The following is a 23,024-nucleotide window of genomic DNA, read 5'->3' as shown; positions in this document are numbered from 1 at the left end:
TCAGTTCACCTTGGCCAGTGCGCCCTTGAGGGTCAGCATCGCGCCGGCCTCCACGGTCTGGGTTGCATCGGCCTTGCTGTTGATGATGGGCGCCTTGTTATCCATCTGCACCGCCGCCTGGTTGACCATCTTCATGCCGGCCTTGTTGGTCAGGTCGGTGCCGGACTGGTTGGTCAGCGTGGTGCCCGACTTGGCCGTCAGCGCCGTGCCGGCGGTGATGCCGTAGGTGGTGCCGGATTCCTCGGTCACCGCCGCGCTGGACTTGATGCTGATGTCGCCGGTGACGGTGATGGTCAGCTTGCCGTCGATGGTGAGCGCGTAGTCGCCCGTCACCTTGTGCGTGAACTTGGCGCTGTTGGTGTGGGTTTCGTCGCCCGTCACGGTCACCTCGCGGGTGCCCTTGACGTTGTGCGTTTCCTTGCCCTTCTGGACGTCGACGGTGCGGTCGCCTTCCTGCAGCGTATGGATCTCCGCGCCCTTCTTCACCGTGGTGGTCAGCGCGTTCTCGATCTCGGTCAGCATGTCCTTCTGCGCGTGCATGTACAGCTGCTCCGAATCCTTCTTGTCCTCGAAGCGCAGCTCGTTGCCGGCCGCGCCCTGCTTGGACGACCAGGTGCGCATGATGGTCTGCGTCTGGTTGGCGGGCAGCTCGGCCGGCGTGGCGTTCTCGCCGTTGTAGACGCAGCCAGTCACCAGCGGCCGCTCCGGATCACCGTTCAGATATGTGATCACCACTTCCTGTCCCACGCGCGGCAGGAACAGCGCGCCGAAGCCCTTGCCGGCCACCGACTGCGCCACGCGCATCCAGGTCGAGCTCTTGTCGTCCTTGACGCCGTCGCGGTCCCACGGGAACTGCACCTTGATGCGGCCGTACTTGTCGGTCCAGATTTCCTCGCCGCTGGGCCCCACCACCAGCGCCGTCTCGCAGCCGACCGCGCGCGGACGCGCCGTCTGCACCGGCGGGCGGAACGGCACCGTCGCCGGAAACGCCTCGAACGAATTGGTGTACATGTCGTCGCGCGCCGTGTGGTGCACGCGCCGCAGCACGAAGGCGGCATTCAGCGCGGTGACGAAATGGTCGGACAGCGTGAACTTGGTGCCGGCGCTGAACGGATAGCAGAAGCTGTCGCCGCGCAGCACCTCGGCGTTGACCTGGCTGGCTTCCACGCGCAGCTTGGCGATGGCCGTCGCCGCGCTGACGGCCAGGTGGCCGGTGGCGAATTCATACACCGCGCCGCTGCCGTCCGTGGCCGAATGCGTGCCCTCCAGCGAGGTGCTTGGATTGATGAAATCGTAGTCGTTGACGGTGGCCTTCTTCACCGCGATGGTGTTCTCGTGGGCGAAGCGCGACACCGTGTCGATCGGGTTGTTCATGCCGGTGCGCGGGAAGAAGCGCACCGCCGCCGCGCCCGTGCAGTCGGCGAAGTTGGACGACGCGTCGCCCAGCACCATCGTGTGCGCGCTGCTGGTGAAGGTGAAGAAGTAGAAGATGCCGTTCTGCTCCATCAAACGGCTGATGAAATCGAACGCCGTCTCGTCGTACTGCACGATGTAGTCCTGCGCGGTGTAGGTCTGCGTCAGCTTGTCGTCGAAGGTGATGCTGAAATCGCCCAGCACCGCCTTGATGATTTCCGCCACCGTCTTGGCCTGGTAGATCTTGCGGTCGCGCGACAGCGTCAACAGCCAGAGCATGGGCACCACTTCCGCTTCGTAGGTGGCGAAGTCCATGTCGAAGCCGCTCTGGATGAAGCGCGACACCATGCCGGTGATATAGCGCTTGGTCGCGCCTTCGACATTCATCGTCACCGTCATGGTCTTGCCGACCACGGTGGCGGCGCTCAGGCTGGTGCTGCTGGAGCGCATGTGTAGATTGAACTTGAACAGCTCCGAAATGCCTTCGCTGCCTTCGACGGCGTCGAGCAGCAGGTCGTTGTCGCCAAACGGCGACGACACGGCCAGCAGGCCGCCGGGCTGTTCGAAGCCGGTCTTCATGGTTGCCCTCGCAGCGGATGGTCGCGGAAGGTGTAGGCGAAGTGGTCATCGGCGCCCACGCTCATGTGGATCGCGGTGAACGGCTTCAGCTCCGACATGCGCTCCAGCACCAGCGACGACAGCAGCGGCAGCACCGTCTGCGTCAGGATGAAATCGATGTTGCGGGCGCCGCTGTCGACTTCCGTGCAGCGCGCGGTGACGACCTCGGTCACGCGGTCGTCCCAGGTGAATCGCGCGTTGTGGTTCTCGGCGAAGCGCGCCGCCAGCTTGGCCAGCTTGAGGTCGACGATATTGCTGATCTGCTCATCGCCCAGCGGATAGTAAGGCACCAGCACCAGCCGGCCCAGGAAGGCGGGGCTGAACTGGCGCAGCAGCGCCGGCCGCAGCTGCTCGATCAACTCGGTCGTATCCGGGCGCTTGCCGTTGGCGCAGGCCTGCGTGATGACGTCCTGCGCCGCGTTGGACGTCAGCAGGATCAGCGTGTTCTTGAAATCGATGGTGATGCCTTCGCCGTCTTCCATCGTGCCCTTGTCGAACACCTGGAAGAACAGCTCCAGCACGTCCGGGTGGGCTTTCTCCATTTCGTCCAGCAGCACCACGCAGTAGGGCCGGCGGCGCACGGCCTCGGTCAGCACGCCGCCCTTGCCGTAGCCGACGTAGCCCGGCGGCGCGCCCTTCAGGCTGGAGATCGAGTGCGCTTCCTGGAACTCCGACATGTTGATCGTGACCATATTGCGTTCGCCGCCGTACAGCATGTCGGCCAGCGCGAAGGCGGTTTCGGTCTTGCCGACGCCGCTCGGGCCGACCAGCATGAACACGCCTACCGGCTTGCTTGGATCATCCAGCTCGGCGCGGAAGGTGCGCACGCGGCGGGCGATCGCGTCCAGCGCCTGCGACTGGCCGACCACGCGGTCTTCGAGGCGCTCCTTCAGCTGCAGCACGGTGTGGATCTCGTCGGCCAGCATCTTGCCGACCGGGATGCCGGTCCAGCCGGAGATGACGCCTGCGACGATCTTCGAGTCCACGCAGACCGGCACCAGCGGTTCGTCGTCCTGTATCGCTTCCAGGCCTTTTTGCAGGCGCTGCAACTGGTCGCCGCGCGAAATGCGTTCCTCGTCGTCGAGCGCGGCGCCGTCGTCGGCCGATGCGGCGATCTCGCGGCGCAGCGCGACGATTTCGTCGACGGCGCGGCGTTCATCCGCCAGCTTGTCCTTCAAACGTGTTTGCTTGGCCAGCAGCAGCGCCAGTTGCGCATCGAGCTTGGCGATGGTCACGCCCTGGTCCTCACCGCGCGCGTGCTGCTGGCGGGCGATGCGCAGTTCTTCGGTGGCCAGCACGATCTCGTGGTCCAGCGATTCCAGCTGCGGCGGCGCGCCGGCTTGGCCGATCGACACGCGGGCGCAGGCGGTATCGAGCACGCTGATGGCCTTGTCCGGCAACTGGCGGCCGGTGATGTAGCGGTGCGACAGGCGCACGGCGTCGGTCACGGCTTCGTCGAGGATCTCGACACCGTGGTGTTGTTCCAGCGTGGCGACCATGCCGCGCAACATGCCGATGGCGGCTTCCGGCGCGGGCTCCTCCACCTTCACCACCTGGAAGCGGCGCGCCAGCGCGGGATCGCGCTCCACGTATTTCTTGTACTCGGCCCAGGTGGTGGCGGCGATGGTACGCAGTTCTCCGCGCGCCAACGCGGGCTTGAGCAGGTTGGCGGCATCGCCCTGCCCTTCGCTGCCGCCTGCGCCGATCAGCTGGTGCGCTTCGTCGATGAACAGCACGATGGGCGTGGCCGAGGCGCGCACTTCGGCGATCACCGATTTGAGGCGGTTTTCAAATTCGCCCTTGATGCCGGCGCCGGCCTGCAGCAGCGCCAGGTCCAGCGTGCGCACGACGACGTTGGCCAGCGATGGCGGCACCGCGCCCGATGCGATGCGCTGTGCGAAGCCTTCCACCACGGCGGTCTTGCCGACGCCCGCCTCGCCGGTCAGGATGGGATTGTTCTGGCGGCGGCGCAGCAGGATGTCGATGATCTGGCGGATCTCGGCGTCGCGGCCGCGTATCGGATCGATGCGGCCGGCGCGCGCCAGTGCCGTCATGTCGACCGTGTACTGGTCCAGCGACGGCGTGGCGCCACCGGCGGCCTGCGGCGTGGGCATGCTTCCCGTTGGCTGCGGGTACGGCGCGCTGGCCGGCGCACCGGTGGCGGGCGGCACGGCGGATGGCGTCGTGACCGGGCCGCCGTCCTCCGCCGATCCGGCCAGCAGCGCCGGCAGCTCCTTCTTCAACTGGTCGCGCGGAATCTTCAGCAGTTCGGGCGCGGTCTCGATCAGCATGCCGCGCAGACTGTCCACTTCCAGCATCGCCAGCAACACGGTGCCGGAGCGTATCTGCTGGCTGCCCAGCAGCATGGAGCTCAGCAGCCACGCCTCCTGGAACAGCGGCATGAAGTGCGGCGACAGCGCCGGCGTGCGGCCGTTGCCGCGCTTGAAGCCGTCCATGCTGCGTTGCAGCTGCGCCGTCACCGCGCTCTCGCCGATGCCGAAGCGCTGCAACAGCAGCACGAAGTCCGGAACTCGTTCTTCCAGCAGCGTAAACAGCAAGTGCTCCAGCTCGACGTTGTACTGCGTCTGCTTCACGCAAAGCTCGGCGGCATGACCCATCGCCCGCTTGCATTCGGGATTGAGCTTGGACAGCAGTGTGCGGATATCGATTTCCATGGCGCTCAGCCTTCCTCGTTCGACAGCAGGAAATTGGCCGGCTGGTAGCGCACCGGCGTGGCATCGTCCGCGCTTCGCGCGCTGCACAGCCAGGTGCTCAGGCCCAGACGCGGCGGCAGCGCTGCGTCGGCGCTCAGGCGCGTCTCGGGGCGAACCGCCAGGTCGAGCCGCAGCCGTACCTGGAAGTCGCGTTGCAGATGGCGTCCCACCAACCACCCCAGCAGCGAATTGTTCTTGGCACCGGGCAGCAGCGCCGCATACTGCGCCGGCTGCAGCGGCGGCGCATCGAGCGCCATGCCGGCGCCCTGGTCCCAGGCGCGCGCGCCCAGGCTTGCACCCATGCCGAGGCGGGACTGTAAGGTGGCCGGTTTGCCGGGATCGTGCAGTGTGGCGCGGTCGCACGGCGCCAGCGGATGCCAGCCGCCGACGAACTGCTTGCCCGAAAAATGCACGCCCATCCGGTCGCGCACCACGGCCAGCAGCGACACCATCGAACGCGGCGCGGCGCCTTGCAGGCCGGCGTGGCGCAGCCATGCCTGTTCGCCGTCCGGTCCGCGCACGCCCTCCGCGCGCCCCAGGCTGGCCAGCGCGTCGAGGCTGCGCACGATAGGCGCTTCGTTGATGCTGCCGGTGCTCAGCGCCATGTGGTGCTTGCGGCGGCTGCGGTACAGGAAGCCCAGCAGGCGCTGATTGAAGATGTCGAGGAAATCCAGGCCGGAATTGTCGCGCGCGCGGCGGCGGTCCATCAGCAGCTCGGTGAACGGCGTAGGCAGCGGGCCTTGCGAGCCGGCCAACGTCAGCACCGGCGACTTCAAGGTCAACGGCGGGCCTGGCTGCTTGCTGTCGTCAAGGTCGCTGATGTCGCTGGGAGCGAACGACATCTCCACCTGCGCCTTCAGCCGCAGCGCTTCGTCCATGCCGACCGAGGTGCCGACCGGCGCGCGCGCAGGTTCGCTGCGCTCCAGGATGCTGATCGCCTGGAACAGATCGAAGGCATGCGGGTCGTCCCGCAGCAGCGACATCAGATCAGACATTGCCGTCCACTCATGGCAGGCCACTGCATCCACGGTTCGCCGCCGCGCGTGACGGCCAGGCGGACGAAGGAATTAGCGGAGGTGTACAAAGCGAAAAACCGCGACAGCACGCCGGCCAGCACCAGCGGCGAAGTGCCGACAAACGCATCGGCGTCGAACTCCAGCACGATGTCGGTGCCGCGGCAGTGGCCGCGCCAGGTGTCCGTGCCCAGCCGCGCCGTGGCGACCGAGGCCACCATGCTTTTTACGCCGCGCACCTGCGCCTGGTCGCGGGCGCTGTCGCCGGCGAACAGCATCAGCATTTTGCGCAGCGTGTCGACGCCGGTGGTGCCGTCCACCAGCGAACGGTGGTTCAGCCGCAGCAGCGCCACCAGCGACCACAGGGCCTTGGCTTCCATCACCGGCGGGCGCTGCGCGCTCGGCTGGTACAGCGTGCGTATCACCGTCGACGTGGAGATGCCTTCGCCATAGAAGCGTGTGCCGGGGCCGATCTGTTCGGCCAGGCCGCGGTTGGTGCACAGCAGCTGGGCGTAGACCACCGGTTCGTCCGGCATGCTGCGCACGTCGCTGCGGTCGATAAAACTCAGGTAGACGTCGGTGCCGGTGATGCCCTTGCGCAGGCTCATCTCGCGGCGCAGCGACCAGTACACGTCAGCATCGTCCGACTCGTCGGCGGTGGATTCGGCGTAGACGCTGGGGATGATGGTCGGGCGGTCGGCGCGCGGGTCGGACGCGGTGACCGACACCACCGAATGCACCTCCATCACCGCCTCGCGCTGGTAGTCCGGCACCAGCATGTATTCGTAGTGGCGGCGGTGCAGGCGTATCGGTTCGCTGGTGACGGGGAACAGGTTCACGGCCGGCACGCAGCCCAGCAGGAAGTTGTCCGCGCTGAGCTGCGACAGCACGCGCGCGCGGCGGTTGAACACGAAGCGCACCGAGAAGCCGGTGCCGCTGCCCAGCAGGCCGCGCAAGCCCTTCAGGTCGAAGAACTGGAACTTGCGCGGGAAGGCGAAGTATTCCTGCAGCAGCGCGTAGGCCGGATGGGCGTGCGCGGGCTGGGCCAGGATGGCTTCGTTTTCTTCAAAACCCACCTCGGCCAGCGCGTTGGGGCCGAGGCGGTGCACGGCGCCGTCACCGGACACCAGCTCGATGCGTTCCAGGCCGCTGATCAGCAATTCGTGCAGCGGCATCGTCGTCATCAGGTCGCCGGACAGGTGCAGGCGCAGGCTGTCCAGTTCCAGCTCGGAGACGTCGAGGCCGGGGTCGCAGCGCAGGTCCAGGCGCAGGGTCGGCCGGTTTTCCTGCGTGTCTTCCATCTTGGCGACGGCCACCTGCAATGGCCACAGCGTGGTGTTCCACGCCACCTGGAAGCGGCAGTTCTCGCCGGTGGACGCGGTGGTGGTCAGCATGGCGCCGCGCACGACCGGCATGCCGGCCATGACCTTGCCCTGCGACGAGTCGAGCGTCATGCGCACCACCGTCATGGCCGGCACCGGCTGCGTCAGGCTCGGGCACAGGTTGTCCAGCATGGCGCCGGCGATGGTGGGGAAATCGCGGTCCAGGTCGCGGTGAACGCGGGCGGTCAGGAAGGCCACCGATTCGATCAGCCGTTCCGTGTGCGGATCGGCAGATTCGCCGCCGTTCAGCACCAGCCGCTGCGCCACCTTCGGATAGCGTTCGGCGAAGTCGGCCGACTGCGTGCGCAGATAGGATAGTTCGCGGCGGTAGTATTCAAGGATATCGTCGCTCACGGCGTGGCCTCCCGCTGGCCGGTCGTCATGCGGCCGCCTGCATTGCCGCTGAACGGGCGTCCAGGGCGACGTCGAAATTCACCCGGCACAGCTGCTGGCCGAGCATGACCACGGCGGCGATGGAGGCGCGGGCGGCGTAGGGTTTGACGGGATCGGCCAGCACTTGCACCTTCACATGCGACAGGCGCGGCTCGAACAGCGCCAAACTGCGTTCGAGCACGGTCGACCAGACGTACAGGTCCTGGTCCGATTGCGGCGACAGCGCCAGCATATCGGGCAGGCCATAGTCGAGGATCGTGGGATCGCCTTCCAGGAACTCCTGTATCGTCAGCGCGTTGCGTACATTGAACAGCCGCATCAGGTCCAGCTGCAGCGAGTGTTGCAAGCCGCCGCCATCGAGCAGCCTGCCATCCGGGGAAGCGTGCAGCACGCCGGTCAGCCGATCAAACAACGGAACAAGCGACGCCGTGATGGCTTTAGACATAGTTTCTTAACGATACAGAAAGACCCCCGGCACCCGCCGTCATTCCCGCGAAAGCGGGAATCCATAGAACGCCGGCTGAGCCTATAGTGTATGGATTCCCGCCTGCGCGGGAATGACGGGGCGGAGTGCCCGGACATCAATCCGCTTTCATCGTCTCCAGGTTCCAGTTCCACGTGCCGGTGCCCTTCGCGGTCGAATCCGACTGCTGCTGGGTGTAGTCGCACTTGATCTTGGTGAAGCTGATCGAGAACGAATCCGACGGAATGCCGCCGCCGCCGGAAGTGCTGATGTTCGAGATCATGGCGTTGGTCATCTCGTACTTGAAGAAGCTCATGTACTTGCCATTCTCGACGCGCCCCACGTGCAGCGTGGCGGTGCCGATCTTGGTGCCCTGGGTACAGGCCTTGTACATTTCCGTGGTCGACAGGTCGGACATTTTCGAGAACGAAATCTCGGAAAACACCGGACGGCCGGAGGTACGCTCGGTGTTCGAGGCGTCCATTTGCAGCGGCATCGAGGCGCTGTGCGAGTACGACAGCACGATCACCTTGTCGGTATAACCGGTCACCATGCAGTTGCCCTTGATGGTGGTGCCCAAATCCAAAATAAGTACGTCAGACATTGCTGGCTCCAAATTTTTATAAGCAGACCCGGGCGCCGCGATGGCGCCGGGTGTGCGGGAACTTCATTGTGTATGGCGGGGTATCAACCGGCGGCGGCCGGCAGTTCGGCCACCAGGCGGATCGACGTGGTCAGTTCTTCCATCTGGAAGTGCGGTCGCAGGAACACCGTGGCCGAGTAGGCGCCAGGTTTGCCTGGCTTCTCGGTCACGTCGACGCGGCCTTCGGCCAGCGGGAAGCGGGCCTTCTCGCCTTGCGTCGCGTTCGGGCTCAGCAGAACGTAGGAGCTCAGCCACGAGTTCAGGTAGTTCTCCACGCTTTGACGGGTCTGGAAGCTACCGACCTTGTCGCGCATGATGACCTTGATGTAGTGCGCGAAGCGCGAAGCGGCCAGCACGTACGGCAGGCGCGACGACAATGCCGCGTTGGCGTTGGCCGTGTCCAGGTTGTACAGCTTCGGCTTGTTGACGGTCTGGCCGCCGAAGAAGGCGGCAAAGTCCGAACCCTTGGAGTTGACGGCGGCGATGAAGCCCAGGTCGTTCAACTCTTTCTCACGGCGGTCGGTGATCGCCACTTCGGTCGGGCACTTCAGCACGACATCGCCTTCGTCGGTCTTGTAGGTGTGCGCGGTCATGCCCTCGATCTTGCCGCCGCCTTCCACGCCGCGGATCGCGGTGGTCCAGCTGTGCTTGGCGTAGGCGTCGGTGATGCGCAGGCCCAGCTGGTAAGCCGAGTTGGCCCACAGGTATTTGCTGTGGTCGCGGCCGTCGACGTCTTCCTCGAAGCTGAAGCTCTCAACCGGGCTGGTCTTGGCACCGTACGGCAGGCGGGCGGCGTAGCGCGGCAGCACCATCGCGATGTAGCGCGAGTCTTCCGATTCGCGGAAACCGCGCCACGAGGCCAGTTCGGCGCTCTCGAAGATCTTCGACATGTCGCGCGGCACGCCCAGTTCGGTGAACTCGGTCATGTCGAACAGCGACGGCGCGGCGGCCGTGATGAACGGCGCGTGCGCGGCGGCGGCGACCTTGGACAGGCGCTGCAGCAGGGCGATATCCTGTGGATGACGGCCGAAGTAGTAATCGCCGATCATCAGCGAATACGGGGCGCCGCCGAAGGTGCCGTACTCTTCCTCGTAGACCTTCTTGAACAGCACGCTCATGTCGTGGTCGACGGCGCTCTCCAGGTCTTTCAGCAGTTCTTTCTTCGACACGTTCAGCAGACGCAGCTTGAGCGTCGGGCCGGTCTCGGTGCCGTAGACCATGTCGTGCAGGCCGCGCCAGGAGCCTTCCAGTTTCTGGAATTCCTCGTGGTGCATGATGGCGTTCAGCTGGTCGCTGAGGATGCGGTCGATTTCGGCCACGCGCTCGTTGATCGTGGCGACCACGCCCTTGTCCGGTGCGGTTTTCATGCCTTCGTCCAGCACCTGCGAAGCGAATTGGCCCAGCAGTTTTTTAGCGTAAGCGTTTTGCGACGGATCGACCGCCATCTTGCCTTCCTGGACGATACGGTCCAGCAAGCTCAGTTCGCCGGCGGATTCCGTCGACTTGGCACCGCCTTTGGCGGATTGACTAGTAGCCATGATTTAGCTCTCTTTGGTAAACGATGAGGGGAAGCGCGAGGGGCGCGCTATCAGGATGGGGTCGCTTCCGCGTCCGCCGCCGGCGCTTCAGCGGCCGGGCCCTGGTCCTTGAGGGTTTTCAGCTCTTCCGAGTTCTGGACGATGTTTTCCAGCAACGCGTCGAGCTCATCGTTGCCATCGAGCTTGCCGAGCAGGTCGCGCAATTGCTGGCGCACTTCCAGCAGCTTGGCCAGGCGCGGCACCTGCTTGACGATGGCTTCCGGATGGAAGTGATCGAATTCGGTGAAGTTCAGTTCGACCTTGAGGTTGCCTTCACCCTTGTAGGTGTCCGGCACCGAGATGTCGAGGCGCGGGGCGATCTTGCCCATCACTTCGTTGAAGTTGTCGCGGTCGATTTCAATCAGTCGTCGGGCTTTGAGCTTGGGCGGCGGGACCAGCGGCTGACCGGACAAATCGGCCAGCAAGCCTACCACCAGAGGCAGTTCTTTCTTTTCAGTGGCGTCACCAATTTCGACGTCGTACGTGATTTGCACACGTGGCGGACGATTGCGTCCCACCCATTTTTGTAAGCTGTCTGACATTCACATCTCCACATTCTGGTGACGAGCGGCTGACGATCGACTACTAAAAAAACAGGTGGAATGGAGTCCTGGAGTGCTCTCTCGCCGCCACCACTTCGCTGCGCCGCAACGTAATTGATAGGTACAATACTTTCCAATACTCAATTGATAATAAATGTAAATTCTTCTAGGAACAAGCTTTTTTACTTTTCACCGCGTCATATTTTCGCCACGGACTTGTGATTGCTCAATGTGACATTTGCGTGACATTTCAGGTGGACGGCGGAATGCCCGGCGGGGCTGGAGGGATAGCATCTTTCAAGTCGCTCAGCGATGCGAGTGGGTCGTGAGATGGAAGCTTGGCTGCAGCGTCTTTGGCGGCGGCCAGTTTGTCGGCCAAGGTCTTGGCGGCCGAGGCCTGGTCGGCGGCGGCTTTGCTTGCGGCGGCATCCGTTGCGGCTTTGGCTGCGGCAGCAGTGGCGTCGGAGGACAGAGCGTCTGCGGCGGGAGCTGCCGTCTCGGCGCCAGACGATGTAGGCTTGGCCTCGGCAACTGCTTTAGCATCGGCACCGGCTTTTGCATCGGCGGCCTTGCCGGCTGCATCGACATTCGGGGGCGTGCCGCCAAATGCGGCTTTTGCTGCCGCCTGGTCGGCGGCTGCGGCAGCGGCTTTGGTTGCTGCTGGCGCGGCTTGAGCTGCATCTGCCGCAGCCTTGGTCGCGGCGTCGACGCCGGGGGGCGGCTTGATTCCATCAGGGATAGCCATGCCCGCTTTGCCGGCCGACGCGAGGCTATCCGGCACGGCACCAGCGGGCGATTCCAGCGTTGCATCCGCTGCAGGCGTTTTTCCGCCAGAGACGCCCTCGCCCGCTTTCGGCATCGCGTCGCCGGATTTTGTGCGCTGCGCATGCGCGGCACCTGCAGATGCTGGAGCGGCGCCGTCGGCAACAGGCGCATCGGAAGCTGTCGCACCGGCATCGGCCTCGGTGGAGGGAGCATCCGCAGAGGGTGTTGCCGCCTCAGCGCCAATCGGCGCAGGCTCAGAAACGGCCTGGCCATCAGGTTTAGTATCGACAACCGCTTTAGCATCAGCATCGGCGCTTACGCTGGCGTCCTTGTCGACATTGGCGTCCTTGTCTGCTTTGAGATCAGCATTTGCCTTGGCATCCGCGTCGGCTTTGGCATCTGTATCGGCTTTAGCGTCCGTACTGGCTTTATCATCCGCGTCCGCCTTGGCATCGGCATCCGCTTTGGCATCGCTGTCGGCTTTGGTATCCGCGGCCGGCGCATCGGCGGTGGCGGACGATGCGGACTTGGCGTCAGCGTCAGCTGTCGCACCGCCCGCATTGCCGGCGGCGGAGGCGCCGTCTGCCGCGTCGGAGTCAGAAGCTGTCGCCACATCGGCAGGTGCTGCAGCGCCGTCGGCGGTTCCTGCTGCGGTGCCAGCGGCACCGGCAGCATCGGCTGTACCTGCAGCGCCAGCGGCACCGGCTGCACTCGCGGCAGCAGCAGCGGCCTCGGTGGCGGCCTTGTCGGCGGCATCGGCATTCGAGGAGGTGCCGCCGTTCTTGACCACCTCCGCATCGACGATCGCCTCCGCCTTGATCGCCTCGGCGCGCGCCGCGTTCACCTGCGCCTGCACCGACTCAACCTGCGCCAGCGTTTGATTGATGCCCGCCTGCGCCTGATCCTTCATCGCAGTGGTCTGCGCCGTGGCATCGTCCGCCGCCGCGCCCACGTCCTTTTCGCTGGCGACGATCTGCGCCGCCAACGACTGCTCCGATTCCTTGGCCGCTTGCGCCGCCTGCTCCGCCTTGTCCGCCTCGGCCTTCACATCGGCCAGCAGCGCCTCCGTATCCGGCACATACGGCTCCATCGTCGTCTCCGACTCCTTCTGAGAATCGGCCAGCGACGACGACATCTCCTCCATCGCCCCATCCGCATCCGCCGCGACGCTGTCGGCATCCTGCTTCATGCCATCGAACGAGGCCTGCACCTGCTCCGACACCGAGCCACCCTCCGAGATCGAATCGCTGGCCTCCTGCGCGCCGGAGGCCGTGTTGTCCGCCGCCGTCTGCACCTCGCTCACGCCCTGCGACGCCTCGTCCGCCGCCGCGCGGGCACGGTCGAGCAAGTCATTGGCCGCCTGCTTCGCCTCGGATTGCCAGTCATTCACCGCATCGACCACGCTACCGGCGCTTTGCACCTGCGACTGCAACTGGGTAAACGTCCCCGCCACATCGTCGTAGAACTGCGCGAACGGCGCTATCTGCTCGCCCACTTCGCGGATCTTCAAGCTGGCGATGGCCTGCGACGCCTGGTCCACATACGACAAGGCCTGATCCGCCGCCTGCCTTACCTGCTGCTGCGCCGAACCGCTCACCGACTCCACCTTGCCTTGCGCCGTCGCCAGCGTGTCGGTCAGCTTCTGCATAGGCTGCATGGCCTGCTGCTTCACGCCCGCCAACGCGGCACTCAACTTGCCCAGGCCGTCCTGCGCCATCGCCGCCGCCTTGCCGACTTCAACCTTGCCCTGCGCCAGCACGTTCTGCAACGGCGCGCCCGCAGCCTGTATCTGCGCCTCCAGCGGCTTGAAGGTGCGGTCCAGCAGATCGTTCAACTCCTGCTGCAGGCGCCGCACCAGCGGTTCGCATTGCAGCTTGGCCAGGCACTGCTCGGCGGCCGTGCGCACCTGGTCCAGCACCTGATGTACCGCGGCCGCCGCCTTGTCGAACTGCTCCTGCATCAGCGGCGGAATCTGTTCGGCGGCGGTGGCCACCTGCTGCAGCGCCGCCTGCATCTGTTCCAGCAAACCGATCAGCGCATCGATCGCCACCTGCACTTGCGCGATGGCCTGGTCCAGCAGGGGATTCAACGAATCCACCAGCGTGATCGCCTGGTCCATCAGGCCGGTGGCCTGGTCGCCCGCCGTCTTCACCGCCGTGCGCGCGGTGGTGATGGCCGTCTTCACGCCCGGGATCATGGCCTTGATGCCCATGAACAGCGTGCGCGCCACCATCAACGCCGGCGCCTTCATCATGTAGCGCGTGCAGATTTCGATCGCGCTGGTGCACAGCGCATCGGCCTGATCGAGCTCGCTGGAGGCCGCGTCGAGCGCGCCGTTGGCCTCGGCCACGAACGGCGGGATATTGTCCTTCACCTGCGTCAGCATGGCGATCGCCTCGGCGATCATGGTGCGCACGGGGATGAAGTTGTCCGGTAGTTGGCGCAGGATGGTCTTGGCGTTTTCGGCCTCCTCGTCCAGCTCCTTCATCAGCTGCAGCACCTTGCCCACTTCGTCGCGGATGACGTCCAGCACTTCCTGCAAGGCCTGCTGAATGGCATCCACGCGCAACTCCAGCGCATCGATCGGCTCCATCGCGCGCTGGATCATGGTGTCCACTGTGTTGGCGGCGGCGGCCAACTGGTCGATGACGATATCGACCTGCGCGCGGGCGGCGGCCAACGGCTTGATGAGGATGTCGCCCAGCCTTCCCAGTTGCGCCGAGGCTTCATCGAACAGCGCATCGCAGTTGCGCGCCTCGTCGCCCAGCGCGGCGCTGGCGCTGTCCACCTGATCGATGGTCGCCTGCAACGGCGCCAGCAGCGCATTGCCTTTCTCGTTCAGCAGGTCGGATACGCCGCCTATCGTTTGCGTGGCTTGCGCGGTGGCTTGCTGCATCGCCGTTTCGAGGTCGCCGACGTTGCCGTCCAGCGTGTCACGCAATGCCTTGACCTGCGCCAGGCTGTCGTTCTGCAGCTGCTCGGCGCGCGCCAGCACGGCCTGCACAGCGGCGTTGCCGGCACCCGGTCCGCCCTGCAGCTTGCCCAGCTGCTCCAGCTGCTGCGACAGCGGCAGCAGATCGCGGCCGTACTGCTCGACCATGGCGCCGGTGCGCTTGGCCAGGTCGGCCAGCGCCTGGCCGCGTCCCGGCAGGCTGTTGAAGAAAGTCATCTGCGCGCCGAAGTCCGGCACCAGTCCGGACAATTCCGGCAGCAGGGTGCTCATGGCCTCGACCGCCTCGTTGGCCGAGTCGATGACCTTTTGCACGCCGGCCGTCTGCGCCAGCAGGCGCTGCGGAATGGCGGCGGCGTCGTTGGCCAGCTGGCGCAAGTCGCTGGCGGCCTGCTCCAGCACGCCGGTGCAGCAATCGATGATGGGCTGCGGATTCAGCAGGTCCGGTATCGCCTTCATCTGGTCGGCGACCTTTTGCATGTCCTGGTTCAGCGAAGTGGCGGTGGCCGTGACCTCGGTGGCGAAGGTCTTGCCCTGCTCGACGATGGTGTCGGCCGCCTTTTGCACCGCGTTGGCGATGTTGACCGGGCACTGCGGCAGCACTTCGATGGAGTGGTCGATGACTTTCATTTACAGGGATCCCAGCGTGGCCGTGCTGCGCGAAGTGGCGTCGCTCAGCGTTGTCTTGATCGCCGCCACCTTGGACGGCGCCGGCTCCAGCGACAGCGAGGCCGAGCCGATGGTGCCGATGGTGGCGTTGACCTGGGCCAGCGCCTGGTTCAGCTCAGGCAGCACCTCGGCGCCTTCGATGCGGATGTCCTCCAGCACCGGCAGCAGGTCCGGCACCACGGGGATTGCCGGTACCGCGCTCAGTGCCGGCAGGGCCGACAGCGCGGCGGCCGATGCGGCCGCGCCCGCGCTCGGCGGCGCCACCAGCCGGCCCGGCTGGGCCTGGCGGCTCAATTCCTCCATGACCACCACCGCGCCGCTCAGCAGACGTCCGGCCAGCGCGTGCAGCCAGCCGTCCGGGCCGGAATTGGCGGTCGCCAGCGAGGGGCCGGAGCGTTGCAGTATCCAGCGGAGTTCGGCGCGCGCGGCCGGTTCGCCCAGCCAGTAGCGCAGGTAGGTGTAGGCGTCGGCGGCGGACGAGAAGCGCCGCCGCGAACCCAGCGTGTGCTGGCCGCCCTGCCCCTGCAGCAATGCCTGTCCGATCTGGCCGCCAGATTCGTAGAAGGTGACGCGGCTGGAATGGCGCCATAAGCTGGCCAGTGGATGCAGCATGAAAGTCTTGGCAGATGTTTAAGCTGTGCAGGGTCGGACGACAATAACATGAGCAGCTTGATAACGCAAACCCACAGAAGCTGCCCAGAAGCCACATCCCGAGCCGCCGTCGTTGCATGATGAGGTCGCCTCGGGTAGCATGGAATTCGAACTGGGACCCAGAGAAAAACGACAATGTGGAATCGCGCTTTATTTAAAATACTGGGTCTGGCTGGCTTGCTGTTTCTGTCGCTGGCTGCACAGGCCGACGCCGGCAGCAGCCCGACACTGGACACCATCCGCAAGAACAAGGTCATCCGGGTCGGCGTCAAGACCGACTTCAGCCCCTACAATTCGCTCAACGCCAAGCGCGAGGTGGTCGGCTTCGAAAGCGACATCGCTGAGCTGATCGCCGACCGCCTCGGCGTCACCCTCAAGAAAGTCAGCATCACCACCGAGAACCGCTTCCAGAAGCTGGAGCTGGGCGAGGTCGACATCCTGATCTCCACCGTCGGCGACACGGCCGCGCGGCGCAAGATCGCCACCGCCATCGAGCCGGGTTATAACGAAACCAGCGTCAACGTGCTGTTCCGGCCGGGCGAGGCCGTGCCGGCGTGGAACCAGATCCGCCACGAGACCATCTGCGCGCTGCAGGGCAGTTATTTCAACAAGCCGATGAGCGAGCGCTACCTGCTCGAACTGCAAACCTACAAGACCGTGCGCGACGCCCAACTGGCGTTGCGCGACGGCCAGTGCTCCGGCTTCCTGTACGCGACGGCGGCGCTGGCCAACACCGCCCAGCTGCCCGAATGGGCCGGCTACAAGATGCCGCTGCCGAACGCGCTGATCACGCCGATGGCGATCTTCATCGCGCGCGGCGAGCAAGGCAGCGAGCTGGATCTGGCACTGGGCAATATCCTGGCCGACCTGCACCGCACCGGCTGGCTGCTGGAGGCCAACAATCGATGGGGCATCGCCTCGACCTCCTGGCTGAAGGCGCAGAAGGAACTCTGGTCGGCGCGCGACGAGCACGGGCAGTACCTGTGCGTGCGCAACAATACCGGCAACTGGATCGCCGCCTGCCGCGCCGCCGAGTACGTGTCGAGCAACGAGGTCAGCGGCGTGCAGGCGGTCGGCCTGTGGATCAAGGAACAGCTGGGCGTGGACCTGAACTTCGTCTACGACCCGTACGACCGCGCGCAATTCTTCACCGGCATCTGCTACACCATGTTGCTGATCACCTGCAGCATCGCCATCAGCATGGCGCTGGGCATCGCCGTCTCGGTCGCGGTGGACGGCCGCGACGGCTGGACTGCGCGCGTCATCCACGCCATCATGGCCTACGGCAGGCTGACGCCGCCGCTGCTGATGATGTACCTGATCTTCTTCGGCCTCGGCGGCTGGACCATGCGCGAGTTCGGCATCAAGCTGCCGGCGTTCGCCGTGGCGGCGTTCTGTTCCGGCTACTACACGGCCGGCCTGGTGATGCGCGCCTTCCTTGAGGCGGCCAACCACGTCCGCACCTATGAAGCGGGCTTCGTGCTGCACTGGCGCAACCTGGGACGCACGGCGCAATACGCCAACTGGCCGGTCAAGCAGGCGCTGATCAACCTGACCAAGCAGACCATGATCGCGTCGGCCATCGCGATCCCGGAACTGCTGAGCGCCAGCAGCCTGCTGATCGCTGAAAAAGGCAACATCTTCCTGACCATGACGGTGCTGCTGATTACCTTCTACCTGATCACCAGCCTGTGGACCAGGATCTTCAATTACCTGGAAAAGGCCTTGCTGCCGACCGTGGGGCAACCATGAACAACGAAACCCTGAGTTTCCTGCTGACGTGGACGCCCTTCCTGCTGCAGGGCTTCATGTGGAATGTGTTCATCGCCGTGTGCGCGGTGGCGCTGGGCACGCTGATGGGCGCCGGCCTGGCTTGGCTGCGGGTGAAAAAAACCGGCCCCGTCGGCACTGCGGCCGAGCAGGTCTCGACCTTCTTCCGCGGCGTGCCGACGCTGGCGCTGATCTTTTACGCCGTGTTCGTGCTGCCCAGCGAATTCGCGCTGCCTGGCACCGAGATGACGATCCATATTCCGCAGTGGGTGAAGGCGGTGATCGGCTTGTCGGCGGCGCCGCTGTCGTTCACGTCGGAGAGCCTGGTGGTGGCCTACCGTGCCTGGTCGCGCGGCGACATCGGCGCGGCCCTGCTGTTCATCCCGACCTGGATCAATGTGTTCCTGATTTCGTTTGTCGCCTCGAGCGCCTCGTCGCTGGTCGGCGTGAGCGAGCTGGTGAGCCGTTGCAACACGGTGATCGCCGCCACCGGCACCAGCGTCATGGTGCCGGTGTATATTTACTGCAGCTTTTACTTTGTCATCACGTCGCTGGTGTTCACTGCGCTGATCGGCAAATTCAAGACGTCACGCTTCATGGCCGGGGTGCACACCCGGCTCTCGCACGCCCACGCCGCACTGCGCAACTGACCTCGCCCGGAAACCGACGCCATGCCACTCACCTTCAAAGAAGAGATTGAACTGCAAGCCGCTTTCATGCACATCAAGCGTGAGCGCCGCGAGTCCCTGCAGGCGATGTTCGGCGGCACCCAGCTGCGCGCCAAGAGCCGGGTCGAAGACGCCAAGACGCTGGCCAAGGACGCCAAGGACTGCAAGAAAAAACTGGGCGCCATTCCCGGCGTGGCGGTGCCGCATTTCAGCATACCGCAGCTGAACATCGACCTGTTCAAGGGACTGGACCTGCCCGGCCTGATCGACTTCCGCATCCCGAGCGTAGGCTTGCCGAATTTCGACATCAACCTGATCCCGGACATCCACTTGGGCTCCATTCCAGGCTTCAACCTGCCCACGGTAAGGCTGAACCTGAAGGGCCTGATCAAGTTCAAGGACTTGCTGCCCGATATCTCGCTGCGCGCGCTGGTGTTCAAGATCGCGCTGAAATTCCCGGAAATAAATATCCCCTCGCTGCTGTTCGACCTGAGCAAGATACTGAGCATTGATTTCGATGTGGCGTTCCCGCGCATCCGCGACCTGTTCCCGGACTTTTTCAAGATCGACCTGAACGTCAGCCTGCCGCACCTGGCGATACCGGACATCAGCCTGCCCAACCTCAACCTGCCCAACCTGGACCTGCCCAACATCAACCTGGGCGAGATCGACTTCAGCAAGATTCACATCCCCGGTTTCGACTTCCCGACCATGCTCAAGGTGCCGGGCTTCGACAAGGTGCTGCGGCTGCTGTTCGAGCTGTTCGACAGCCTGGACATCGAGGTCATCCTGGCCGAACTGGGCGTCGAGTTCATGGCCGACTTCATCAGCTCGGCGCTGCCGCTGGTGCAGCAGGTCAAGGCCGGCGCCAAGGCGGCCAGCAACTGGGGCACGGCGGCGATGGACTGGCACAAGTCGCAGAAGACCACGGTGCAGCGCGGCTTCCTGCTGCCGGGCGACGCCCGCGACGCCTGCGACGCCGTAGCCGCGCTGCTGCGCACCAGCCGCAACGAGCATGCGGCGCTGGCGGCGATCCAGACCACCCAGCTGGCGGTGTCCACGGCCGGTCTGTTCGCCGACCTCGGCGGCGTGACCGGCCCGGCCGTGGCGGCCGCCAGCGCGATCGCCACCACCTGCCAGAAGATCATGATCATGGGCGCGCGCTACAAGGAGATGAAGAAGGTCAACCAGATCCTGAGCGCGTCGGCGATGGAAGCGCTGTCGTCGAACATCTTCCGGGTGTCGCCGCTGCTGGGCTGCTACTACCTGGCCAACAACAGCACCAGCAGCGTGCTCAACATCCTGTGCGACAACATCATCGAGGATGGCTGGATGGCGCAATGGGAACAGAACAAACGCCAGCATCTCGATCCGCTGCTGACGGAGTGCGCGCGCTTCATTTCGGAATCGCGCTACGTGCTCGATCCGGTGCGGCAGAACAAGGGGATGTTTGTCGAGAAAAGCAGCATGGACAAGCTGAAGGAAGGAATGGCCTTGTACATCAAGAAAAAGCGCGGCCTTGCGCCGGCGCACGCCAGGGTGGCGACGCACAAATACGTGGGCTGACAGCAAAGCTCGCCGCAGGCGCGGCGAGCTTTAGCAACCGGTCAGCGGCGGTGGTAGCCGCGCCCACCCCAGCCGCGTCCGCCGCAGCACCAGTGGCCGAACGAAAAGTCCAGGCCGATCGATACCGGCGGGTAGTAATAGGCCGGTGCCGGCGCGTAATAAACCGGCTGGGCGACGTAGGTGGTCGTATAGACCGGCTCGGTGGTATACACCACGCGCGACGCGCTTTGCGCCGGCAACTCTTCCGTCCACGTGCCCGACTGCACGCTGCTGCCAGCAGGCACGGTCGACACGGTATGCCACTGATACGGATCCTGCACGCGGGCGCTGGTGTAATACGGCTGCTGCACTGCGCAGCCTGTCATTGCCGCCAGGGCGGCCACTACGGCGATGATGGTTTTCATGGCGAATTCTCCTTGTTCCAGATGTTACTATATAAGGAAGTGCGGCAATGCTGGAGTCCCATTACAGCTTGTTACACCCGATGTAACAGACGAAAAAAAAGGAACCGCGCGCGGTTCCTTTTTTGTCTGCAACGCCGGGCTTACTCCCGCTGCTTAGTCCAGCTTCCAGGCGTAATCGACCTTGGTCCAGGTTTCGGCCGGGGCGCCGTCCTTGGTGCCCGGCTTGAACTTGCAGGCGCTGATGGCCTTGATCGCGGCCTTGTCCAGGTTCTTGAAACCGCTGCTCTTTTCAACCTTGGAATCGGCCACCGAGCCGTCCGGCTTGACCAGGAAGGACATCGATACCGTCCCCTGCTCTTCGTTCATCAGCGACGCTTTCGGGTATTCCGCCTTGCAGTTTTTTGCATCGAAACTGGCCGGAACTTCAGCAGCAAACGCCACTGGTGCGCTCGAAACGAGCACTGCTGCAATCACACTTAACCAACGCTTATTTGTAGACATCTGATTTCCCCAAGTGTTTTAGTATCCGGCACTTTGATGCTGATTTATTACAGCTTCCAGCTGTAATCGACTTTGGTCCAGGTCTGGGCCACGGCGCCGTCCTTGGTGCCCGGCTTGAACTTGCAGGCGCTCAGGGCCTTGATGGCGGCCTTGTCGAGGTTTTTGTAGCCGCTCGACTTGTCGACTTTCGACTCAACCACGTTACCGTCCGCAGCCACCAGGAAGGACATGGTGACGTCGCCCTGCTCTTCGTTGATCAGCGATGCCTTAGGGTATTCAGCCTTGCAATTCTTGGAGTCCAGCGATGCTGGCACTTCGCCGGCGAAAGCGGTCGAAGCGGCGGACAGGATGACGGCGGCGAATACACTGGTAGAAAACTTATTCATTATACAATTTCCAAATAATTATTATTAAAAACTGGTTAGTCGAATCCCACAGCGGACCTACGTGCCGCGCAAAAGCGCGACGGCAGACTGCGGCAAAGTTTTAGAACTCTTCCCACTCGTCGCTGCCGGCGGTGCTGGCTGCCGAGGCGACTTTCTTCGGTTTGGCTGCTGCGGCTGGCGCGGCGGCCAGTTTTTTCACAGGAGCACGGGCGGTGATCGGTTTGACCACTGCCTTGGTGGCGGCAGGCTGGTACACAGGAGCCGTAACGCGCTCCTCGCCTTCCACCAGTTTGAAGATGCTGACCACGCGCGACAGTTCGGCGGCCTGGTCTTGCAAGCTTTGTGCGGCGGCGGCGGCTTCTTCCACCAGCGCGGCGTTTTGCTGGGTCATGCTGTCCATCTCGATGATGGAGACATTGACCTGTTCGATACCAGCGCTCTGCTCCTGGCTGGCGTTGGCGATTTCGCTCATGATGTCGGTCACGCGGCGGACCGAGGCAACCACCTCGTCCATCGTCACGCCGGCCTGGCCGACCAGCTTGGTGCCGGCGCCGACTTTTTCGACCGAGTCATCGATCAGCATCTTGATTTCTTTTGCCGCACCGGCCGAACGCTGGGCCAGGTTGCGCACTTCCGACGCCACCACGGCGAAGCCGCGGCCTTGTTCGCCGGCACGTGCCGCTTCCACCGCGGCGTTCAGCGCCAGGATGTTGGTCTGGAAGGCGATGCCATCGATCACGCCGATGATGTCGACAATCTTCTTGGCCGATGCGTCGATCGAGCTCATGGTGTCGACCACTTCCGACACCACTTTGCCGCCCTTGATCGCCACGTCCGACGCGGCCGACGCCAGCTGGTTGGCTTCGCGGGCATTGTCCGCATTCTGTTTAACGGTCGAGGTCAGTTCTTCCATCGCCGACGCGGTTTTTTCCAGCGAGCTGGCCTGCATTTCGGTACGCGACGACAGGTCGATGTTGCCGGCGGCGATTTCACGCGAGGCGGTGCCGATGGTTTCGGTGCCGGAGCGGACCTGGCCCACGATATCGACCAGGCTGTTGCGCATTTCTTTCATTTCGGCCAGCAGGCTGTCCTTGTCGTTGCCGGCGGTATCGATGGCGATCGACAGGTCGCCGTTGGCGATGCTGCCGGCGATCGACGCCGTGTAGTCAGGCTCGCCGCCCAGTTGTTTCAGCAGGCCGCGGGTGATCACCACGGCGGCGGCTACCGAGATACCGACAGCCAGCAGGCCCAGCACGATCATGAAGCTGCGGGCGCTGGAGAAGCCGCTGGCGGCGTCTACTTGTACTTGTGCGTTCAGCTTGTCTTCCAGCGTGGCCAGCTGGTCGAGCGCGGCCATCCATTTTTTCTGGGCTGGACGGATTTCCTTGATCAGTACCTTGGTTGCTTCTTCGGCCTTGTTGGCCAGCCACAGTTCGGACGCCTTGGCGATGGCCGGCATGGCGATCGCTTCCTGCTCCTTGATGGTCGCCAGCAGCGCCTTTTCTTCAGGCGTGGCTTCGACCGAGAACTGCGTGCTCAGTTTGTTTTGTGCATCGGCGTACTTGCCGGCCAGTTCCTTGATGCGATTCATTTCCGGCTCCATGTCGCCGGCATCGGTCATCAGGGTCAGGATACGCAGCGACGTGATGCGGTCGCCCACGTTCGCGCGCATATCGACCACCAGGCGCGAGACGACGTTGTTCACGCTGATGACGTGGTCCAGGCGATCCTGGATTTGTGCCATGCGGAAGATGCCGACGGTCGTCACCGCCACCAGGAATAAGAGAACCAGCGCGAATCCGAGACCCAGGCGCGTTCCGACTTTCATTTTTGCTAAATTCATTTCGTCTCTTCGTAAGTGACACAGTTGATAAGAGTGCCCTGGATGGCTTCGTCTTTTGCACGGCACTATCCACTCGGCCCTTGCTGCTAGGTA

Annotated in this window: 17 protein-coding genes; 3 read left to right on the top strand and 14 right to left on the bottom strand. The window is 64.2% G+C overall.

Features of this window, described 5'->3' with window-relative positions:
• The 10 genes from ACSQ3S_RS08005 to ACSQ3S_RS07960 form a co-directional block, all read right to left on the bottom strand.
• Positions 1–1,992, bottom strand: coding sequence for a type VI secretion system Vgr family protein (locus ACSQ3S_RS08005; protein ID WP_413448242.1), 1,992 nt, complete (start codon positions 1,990–1,992; stop codon positions 1–3).
• Positions 1,989–4,706, bottom strand: coding sequence for a type VI secretion system ATPase TssH (tssH, locus tag ACSQ3S_RS08000; protein WP_436142055.1), 2,718 nt, complete (start codon positions 4,704–4,706; stop codon positions 1,989–1,991). The genes ACSQ3S_RS08005 and tssH overlap by 4 nt, the downstream gene beginning before the upstream one ends.
• A 5-nt stretch (positions 4,707–4,711) precedes the next feature.
• Positions 4,712–5,740 (bottom strand): type VI secretion system baseplate subunit TssG, encoded by a 1,029-nt coding sequence (tssG, locus tag ACSQ3S_RS07995; RefSeq protein ID WP_436142054.1) that lies wholly within the window; start codon positions 5,738–5,740, stop codon positions 4,712–4,714.
• Entirely contained in the window at positions 5,728–7,494 is a 1,767-nt protein-coding gene (gene tssF, locus ACSQ3S_RS07990) for a type VI secretion system baseplate subunit TssF (RefSeq protein WP_353400258.1), read from the bottom strand. The genes tssG and tssF overlap by 13 nt, the downstream gene beginning before the upstream one ends.
• A gap of 25 nt (positions 7,495–7,519) precedes the next feature.
• Positions 7,520–7,978 (bottom strand): type VI secretion system baseplate subunit TssE, encoded by a 459-nt coding sequence (tssE, locus tag ACSQ3S_RS07985; RefSeq protein ID WP_436142053.1) that lies wholly within the window; start codon positions 7,976–7,978, stop codon positions 7,520–7,522.
• 136 nt (positions 7,979–8,114) lie between these two features.
• Positions 8,115–8,600 (bottom strand): Hcp family type VI secretion system effector, encoded by a 486-nt coding sequence (locus ACSQ3S_RS07980; protein WP_176655587.1) that lies wholly within the window; start codon positions 8,598–8,600, stop codon positions 8,115–8,117.
• An 83-nt stretch (positions 8,601–8,683) separates the two neighbouring features.
• On the bottom strand, positions 8,684–10,177 hold the full coding sequence (gene tssC, locus ACSQ3S_RS07975; RefSeq protein ID WP_176655586.1) for a type VI secretion system contractile sheath large subunit: 1,494 nt from the start codon (positions 10,175–10,177) through the stop codon (positions 8,684–8,686).
• A 50-nt stretch (positions 10,178–10,227) separates the two neighbouring features.
• On the bottom strand, positions 10,228–10,758 hold the full coding sequence (tssB, locus tag ACSQ3S_RS07970) for a type VI secretion system contractile sheath small subunit (protein WP_176655585.1): 531 nt from the start codon (positions 10,756–10,758) through the stop codon (positions 10,228–10,230).
• Positions 10,759–11,008: 250 nt separating this feature from the next.
• Positions 11,009–15,103, bottom strand: coding sequence for a hypothetical protein (locus ACSQ3S_RS07965; protein ID WP_436142052.1), 4,095 nt, complete (start codon positions 15,101–15,103; stop codon positions 11,009–11,011).
• Positions 15,104–15,754 carry a hypothetical protein gene (locus ACSQ3S_RS07960; RefSeq protein WP_436142051.1) on the bottom strand — a complete coding sequence of 217 codons (651 nt, stop codon included), beginning with the start codon at positions 15,752–15,754 and terminating at the stop codon, positions 15,104–15,106. It abuts the gene before it with no gap.
• A 174-nt stretch (positions 15,755–15,928) separates the two neighbouring features.
• On the opposite strand from ACSQ3S_RS07960, the gene ACSQ3S_RS07955 reads away from it, so the two are divergent.
• Genes ACSQ3S_RS07955 through ACSQ3S_RS07945 form a run of 3 tightly spaced genes read left to right on the top strand, consistent with a single transcriptional unit; the run spans position 15,929 to position 19,797 of the window.
• Entirely contained in the window at positions 15,929–17,545 is a 1,617-nt protein-coding gene (locus tag ACSQ3S_RS07955) for a transporter substrate-binding domain-containing protein (protein WP_436142050.1), read from the top strand.
• Entirely contained in the window at positions 17,542–18,213 is a 672-nt protein-coding gene (locus ACSQ3S_RS07950; protein WP_353400241.1) for an ABC transporter permease subunit, read from the top strand. The genes ACSQ3S_RS07955 and ACSQ3S_RS07950 overlap by 4 nt, the downstream gene beginning before the upstream one ends.
• A gap of 21 nt (positions 18,214–18,234) precedes the next feature.
• Positions 18,235–19,797, top strand: a complete 1,563-nt coding sequence (locus ACSQ3S_RS07945; RefSeq protein WP_436142049.1) for a hypothetical protein — start codon at positions 18,235–18,237, stop codon at positions 19,795–19,797.
• Positions 19,798–19,838: 41 nt separating this feature from the next.
• Here the strand turns inward: ACSQ3S_RS07945 and ACSQ3S_RS07940 are convergent, their stop codons facing one another.
• The 4 genes from ACSQ3S_RS07940 to ACSQ3S_RS07925 all read right to left on the bottom strand — a co-directional run bounded on the left by ACSQ3S_RS07940 (position 19,839) and on the right by ACSQ3S_RS07925 (position 22,931).
• Positions 19,839–20,201 carry a hypothetical protein gene (locus ACSQ3S_RS07940; protein ID WP_176655579.1) on the bottom strand — a complete coding sequence of 121 codons (363 nt, stop codon included), beginning with the start codon at positions 20,199–20,201 and terminating at the stop codon, positions 19,839–19,841.
• Between the two features lie 153 nt (positions 20,202–20,354).
• Positions 20,355–20,702, bottom strand: coding sequence for an energy transducer TonB (locus ACSQ3S_RS07935; RefSeq protein WP_436142048.1), 348 nt, complete (start codon positions 20,700–20,702; stop codon positions 20,355–20,357).
• Positions 20,703–20,749: 47 nt separating this feature from the next.
• Positions 20,750–21,088 carry an energy transducer TonB gene (locus ACSQ3S_RS07930; protein ID WP_176655577.1) on the bottom strand — a complete coding sequence of 113 codons (339 nt, stop codon included), beginning with the start codon at positions 21,086–21,088 and terminating at the stop codon, positions 20,750–20,752.
• Between the two features lie 100 nt (positions 21,089–21,188).
• Complete coding sequence (locus ACSQ3S_RS07925; protein ID WP_353400234.1) at positions 21,189–22,931, bottom strand: methyl-accepting chemotaxis protein; 1,743 nt, start codon at positions 22,929–22,931, stop codon at positions 21,189–21,191.
• Between the last annotated feature and the right edge of the window lie 93 nt (positions 22,932–23,024).

The sequence above is a fragment of the Duganella sp. LjRoot269 genome, assembly GCF_964254095.1.
Taxonomy (GTDB): domain Bacteria; phylum Pseudomonadota; class Gammaproteobacteria; order Burkholderiales; family Burkholderiaceae_D; genus Rugamonas; species Rugamonas hordei.
Note: the sequence above shows the minus strand (reverse complement) of the source record. Positions and strands in the feature narration are given on the sequence as shown.

What these genes read in the sequence shown, in the direction of transcription:
- ACSQ3S_RS08005 (WP_413448242.1), bottom strand. Translation starts at nt 1,992, where the DNA reads ATGAAGACCGGCTTCGAACAGCCCGGCGGCCTGCTGGCCGTGTCGTCG.
- tssH (WP_436142055.1), bottom strand. Translation starts at nt 4,706, where the DNA reads ATGGAAATCGATATCCGCACACTGCTGTCCAAGCTCAATCCCGAATGC.
- tssG (WP_436142054.1), bottom strand. Translation starts at nt 5,740, where the DNA reads ATGTCTGATCTGATGTCGCTGCTGCGGGACGACCCGCATGCCTTCGAT.
- tssE (WP_436142053.1), bottom strand. Translation starts at nt 7,978, where the DNA reads ATGTCTAAAGCCATCACGGCGTCGCTTGTTCCGTTGTTTGATCGGCTG.
- ACSQ3S_RS07980 (WP_176655587.1), bottom strand. Translation starts at nt 8,600, where the DNA reads ATGTCTGACGTACTTATTTTGGATTTGGGCACCACCATCAAGGGCAAC.
- tssC (WP_176655586.1), bottom strand. Translation starts at nt 10,177, where the DNA reads ATGGCTACTAGTCAATCCGCCAAAGGCGGTGCCAAGTCGACGGAATCC.
- tssB (WP_176655585.1), bottom strand. Translation starts at nt 10,758, where the DNA reads ATGTCAGACAGCTTACAAAAATGGGTGGGACGCAATCGTCCGCCACGT.
- ACSQ3S_RS07965 (WP_436142052.1), bottom strand. Translation starts at nt 15,103, where the DNA reads ATGAAAGTCATCGACCACTCCATCGAAGTGCTGCCGCAGTGCCCGGTC.
- ACSQ3S_RS07960 (WP_436142051.1), bottom strand. Translation starts at nt 15,754, where the DNA reads ATGCTGCATCCACTGGCCAGCTTATGGCGCCATTCCAGCCGCGTCACC.
- ACSQ3S_RS07955 (WP_436142050.1), top strand. Translation starts at nt 15,929, where the DNA reads ATGTGGAATCGCGCTTTATTTAAAATACTGGGTCTGGCTGGCTTGCTG.
- ACSQ3S_RS07950 (WP_353400241.1), top strand. Translation starts at nt 17,542, where the DNA reads ATGAACAACGAAACCCTGAGTTTCCTGCTGACGTGGACGCCCTTCCTG.
- ACSQ3S_RS07945 (WP_436142049.1), top strand. Translation starts at nt 18,235, where the DNA reads ATGCCACTCACCTTCAAAGAAGAGATTGAACTGCAAGCCGCTTTCATG.
- ACSQ3S_RS07940 (WP_176655579.1), bottom strand. Translation starts at nt 20,201, where the DNA reads ATGAAAACCATCATCGCCGTAGTGGCCGCCCTGGCGGCAATGACAGGC.
- ACSQ3S_RS07935 (WP_436142048.1), bottom strand. Translation starts at nt 20,702, where the DNA reads ATGTCTACAAATAAGCGTTGGTTAAGTGTGATTGCAGCAGTGCTCGTT.
- ACSQ3S_RS07930 (WP_176655577.1), bottom strand. Translation starts at nt 21,088, where the DNA reads ATGAATAAGTTTTCTACCAGTGTATTCGCCGCCGTCATCCTGTCCGCC.
- ACSQ3S_RS07925 (WP_353400234.1), bottom strand. Translation starts at nt 22,931, where the DNA reads ATGAATTTAGCAAAAATGAAAGTCGGAACGCGCCTGGGTCTCGGATTC.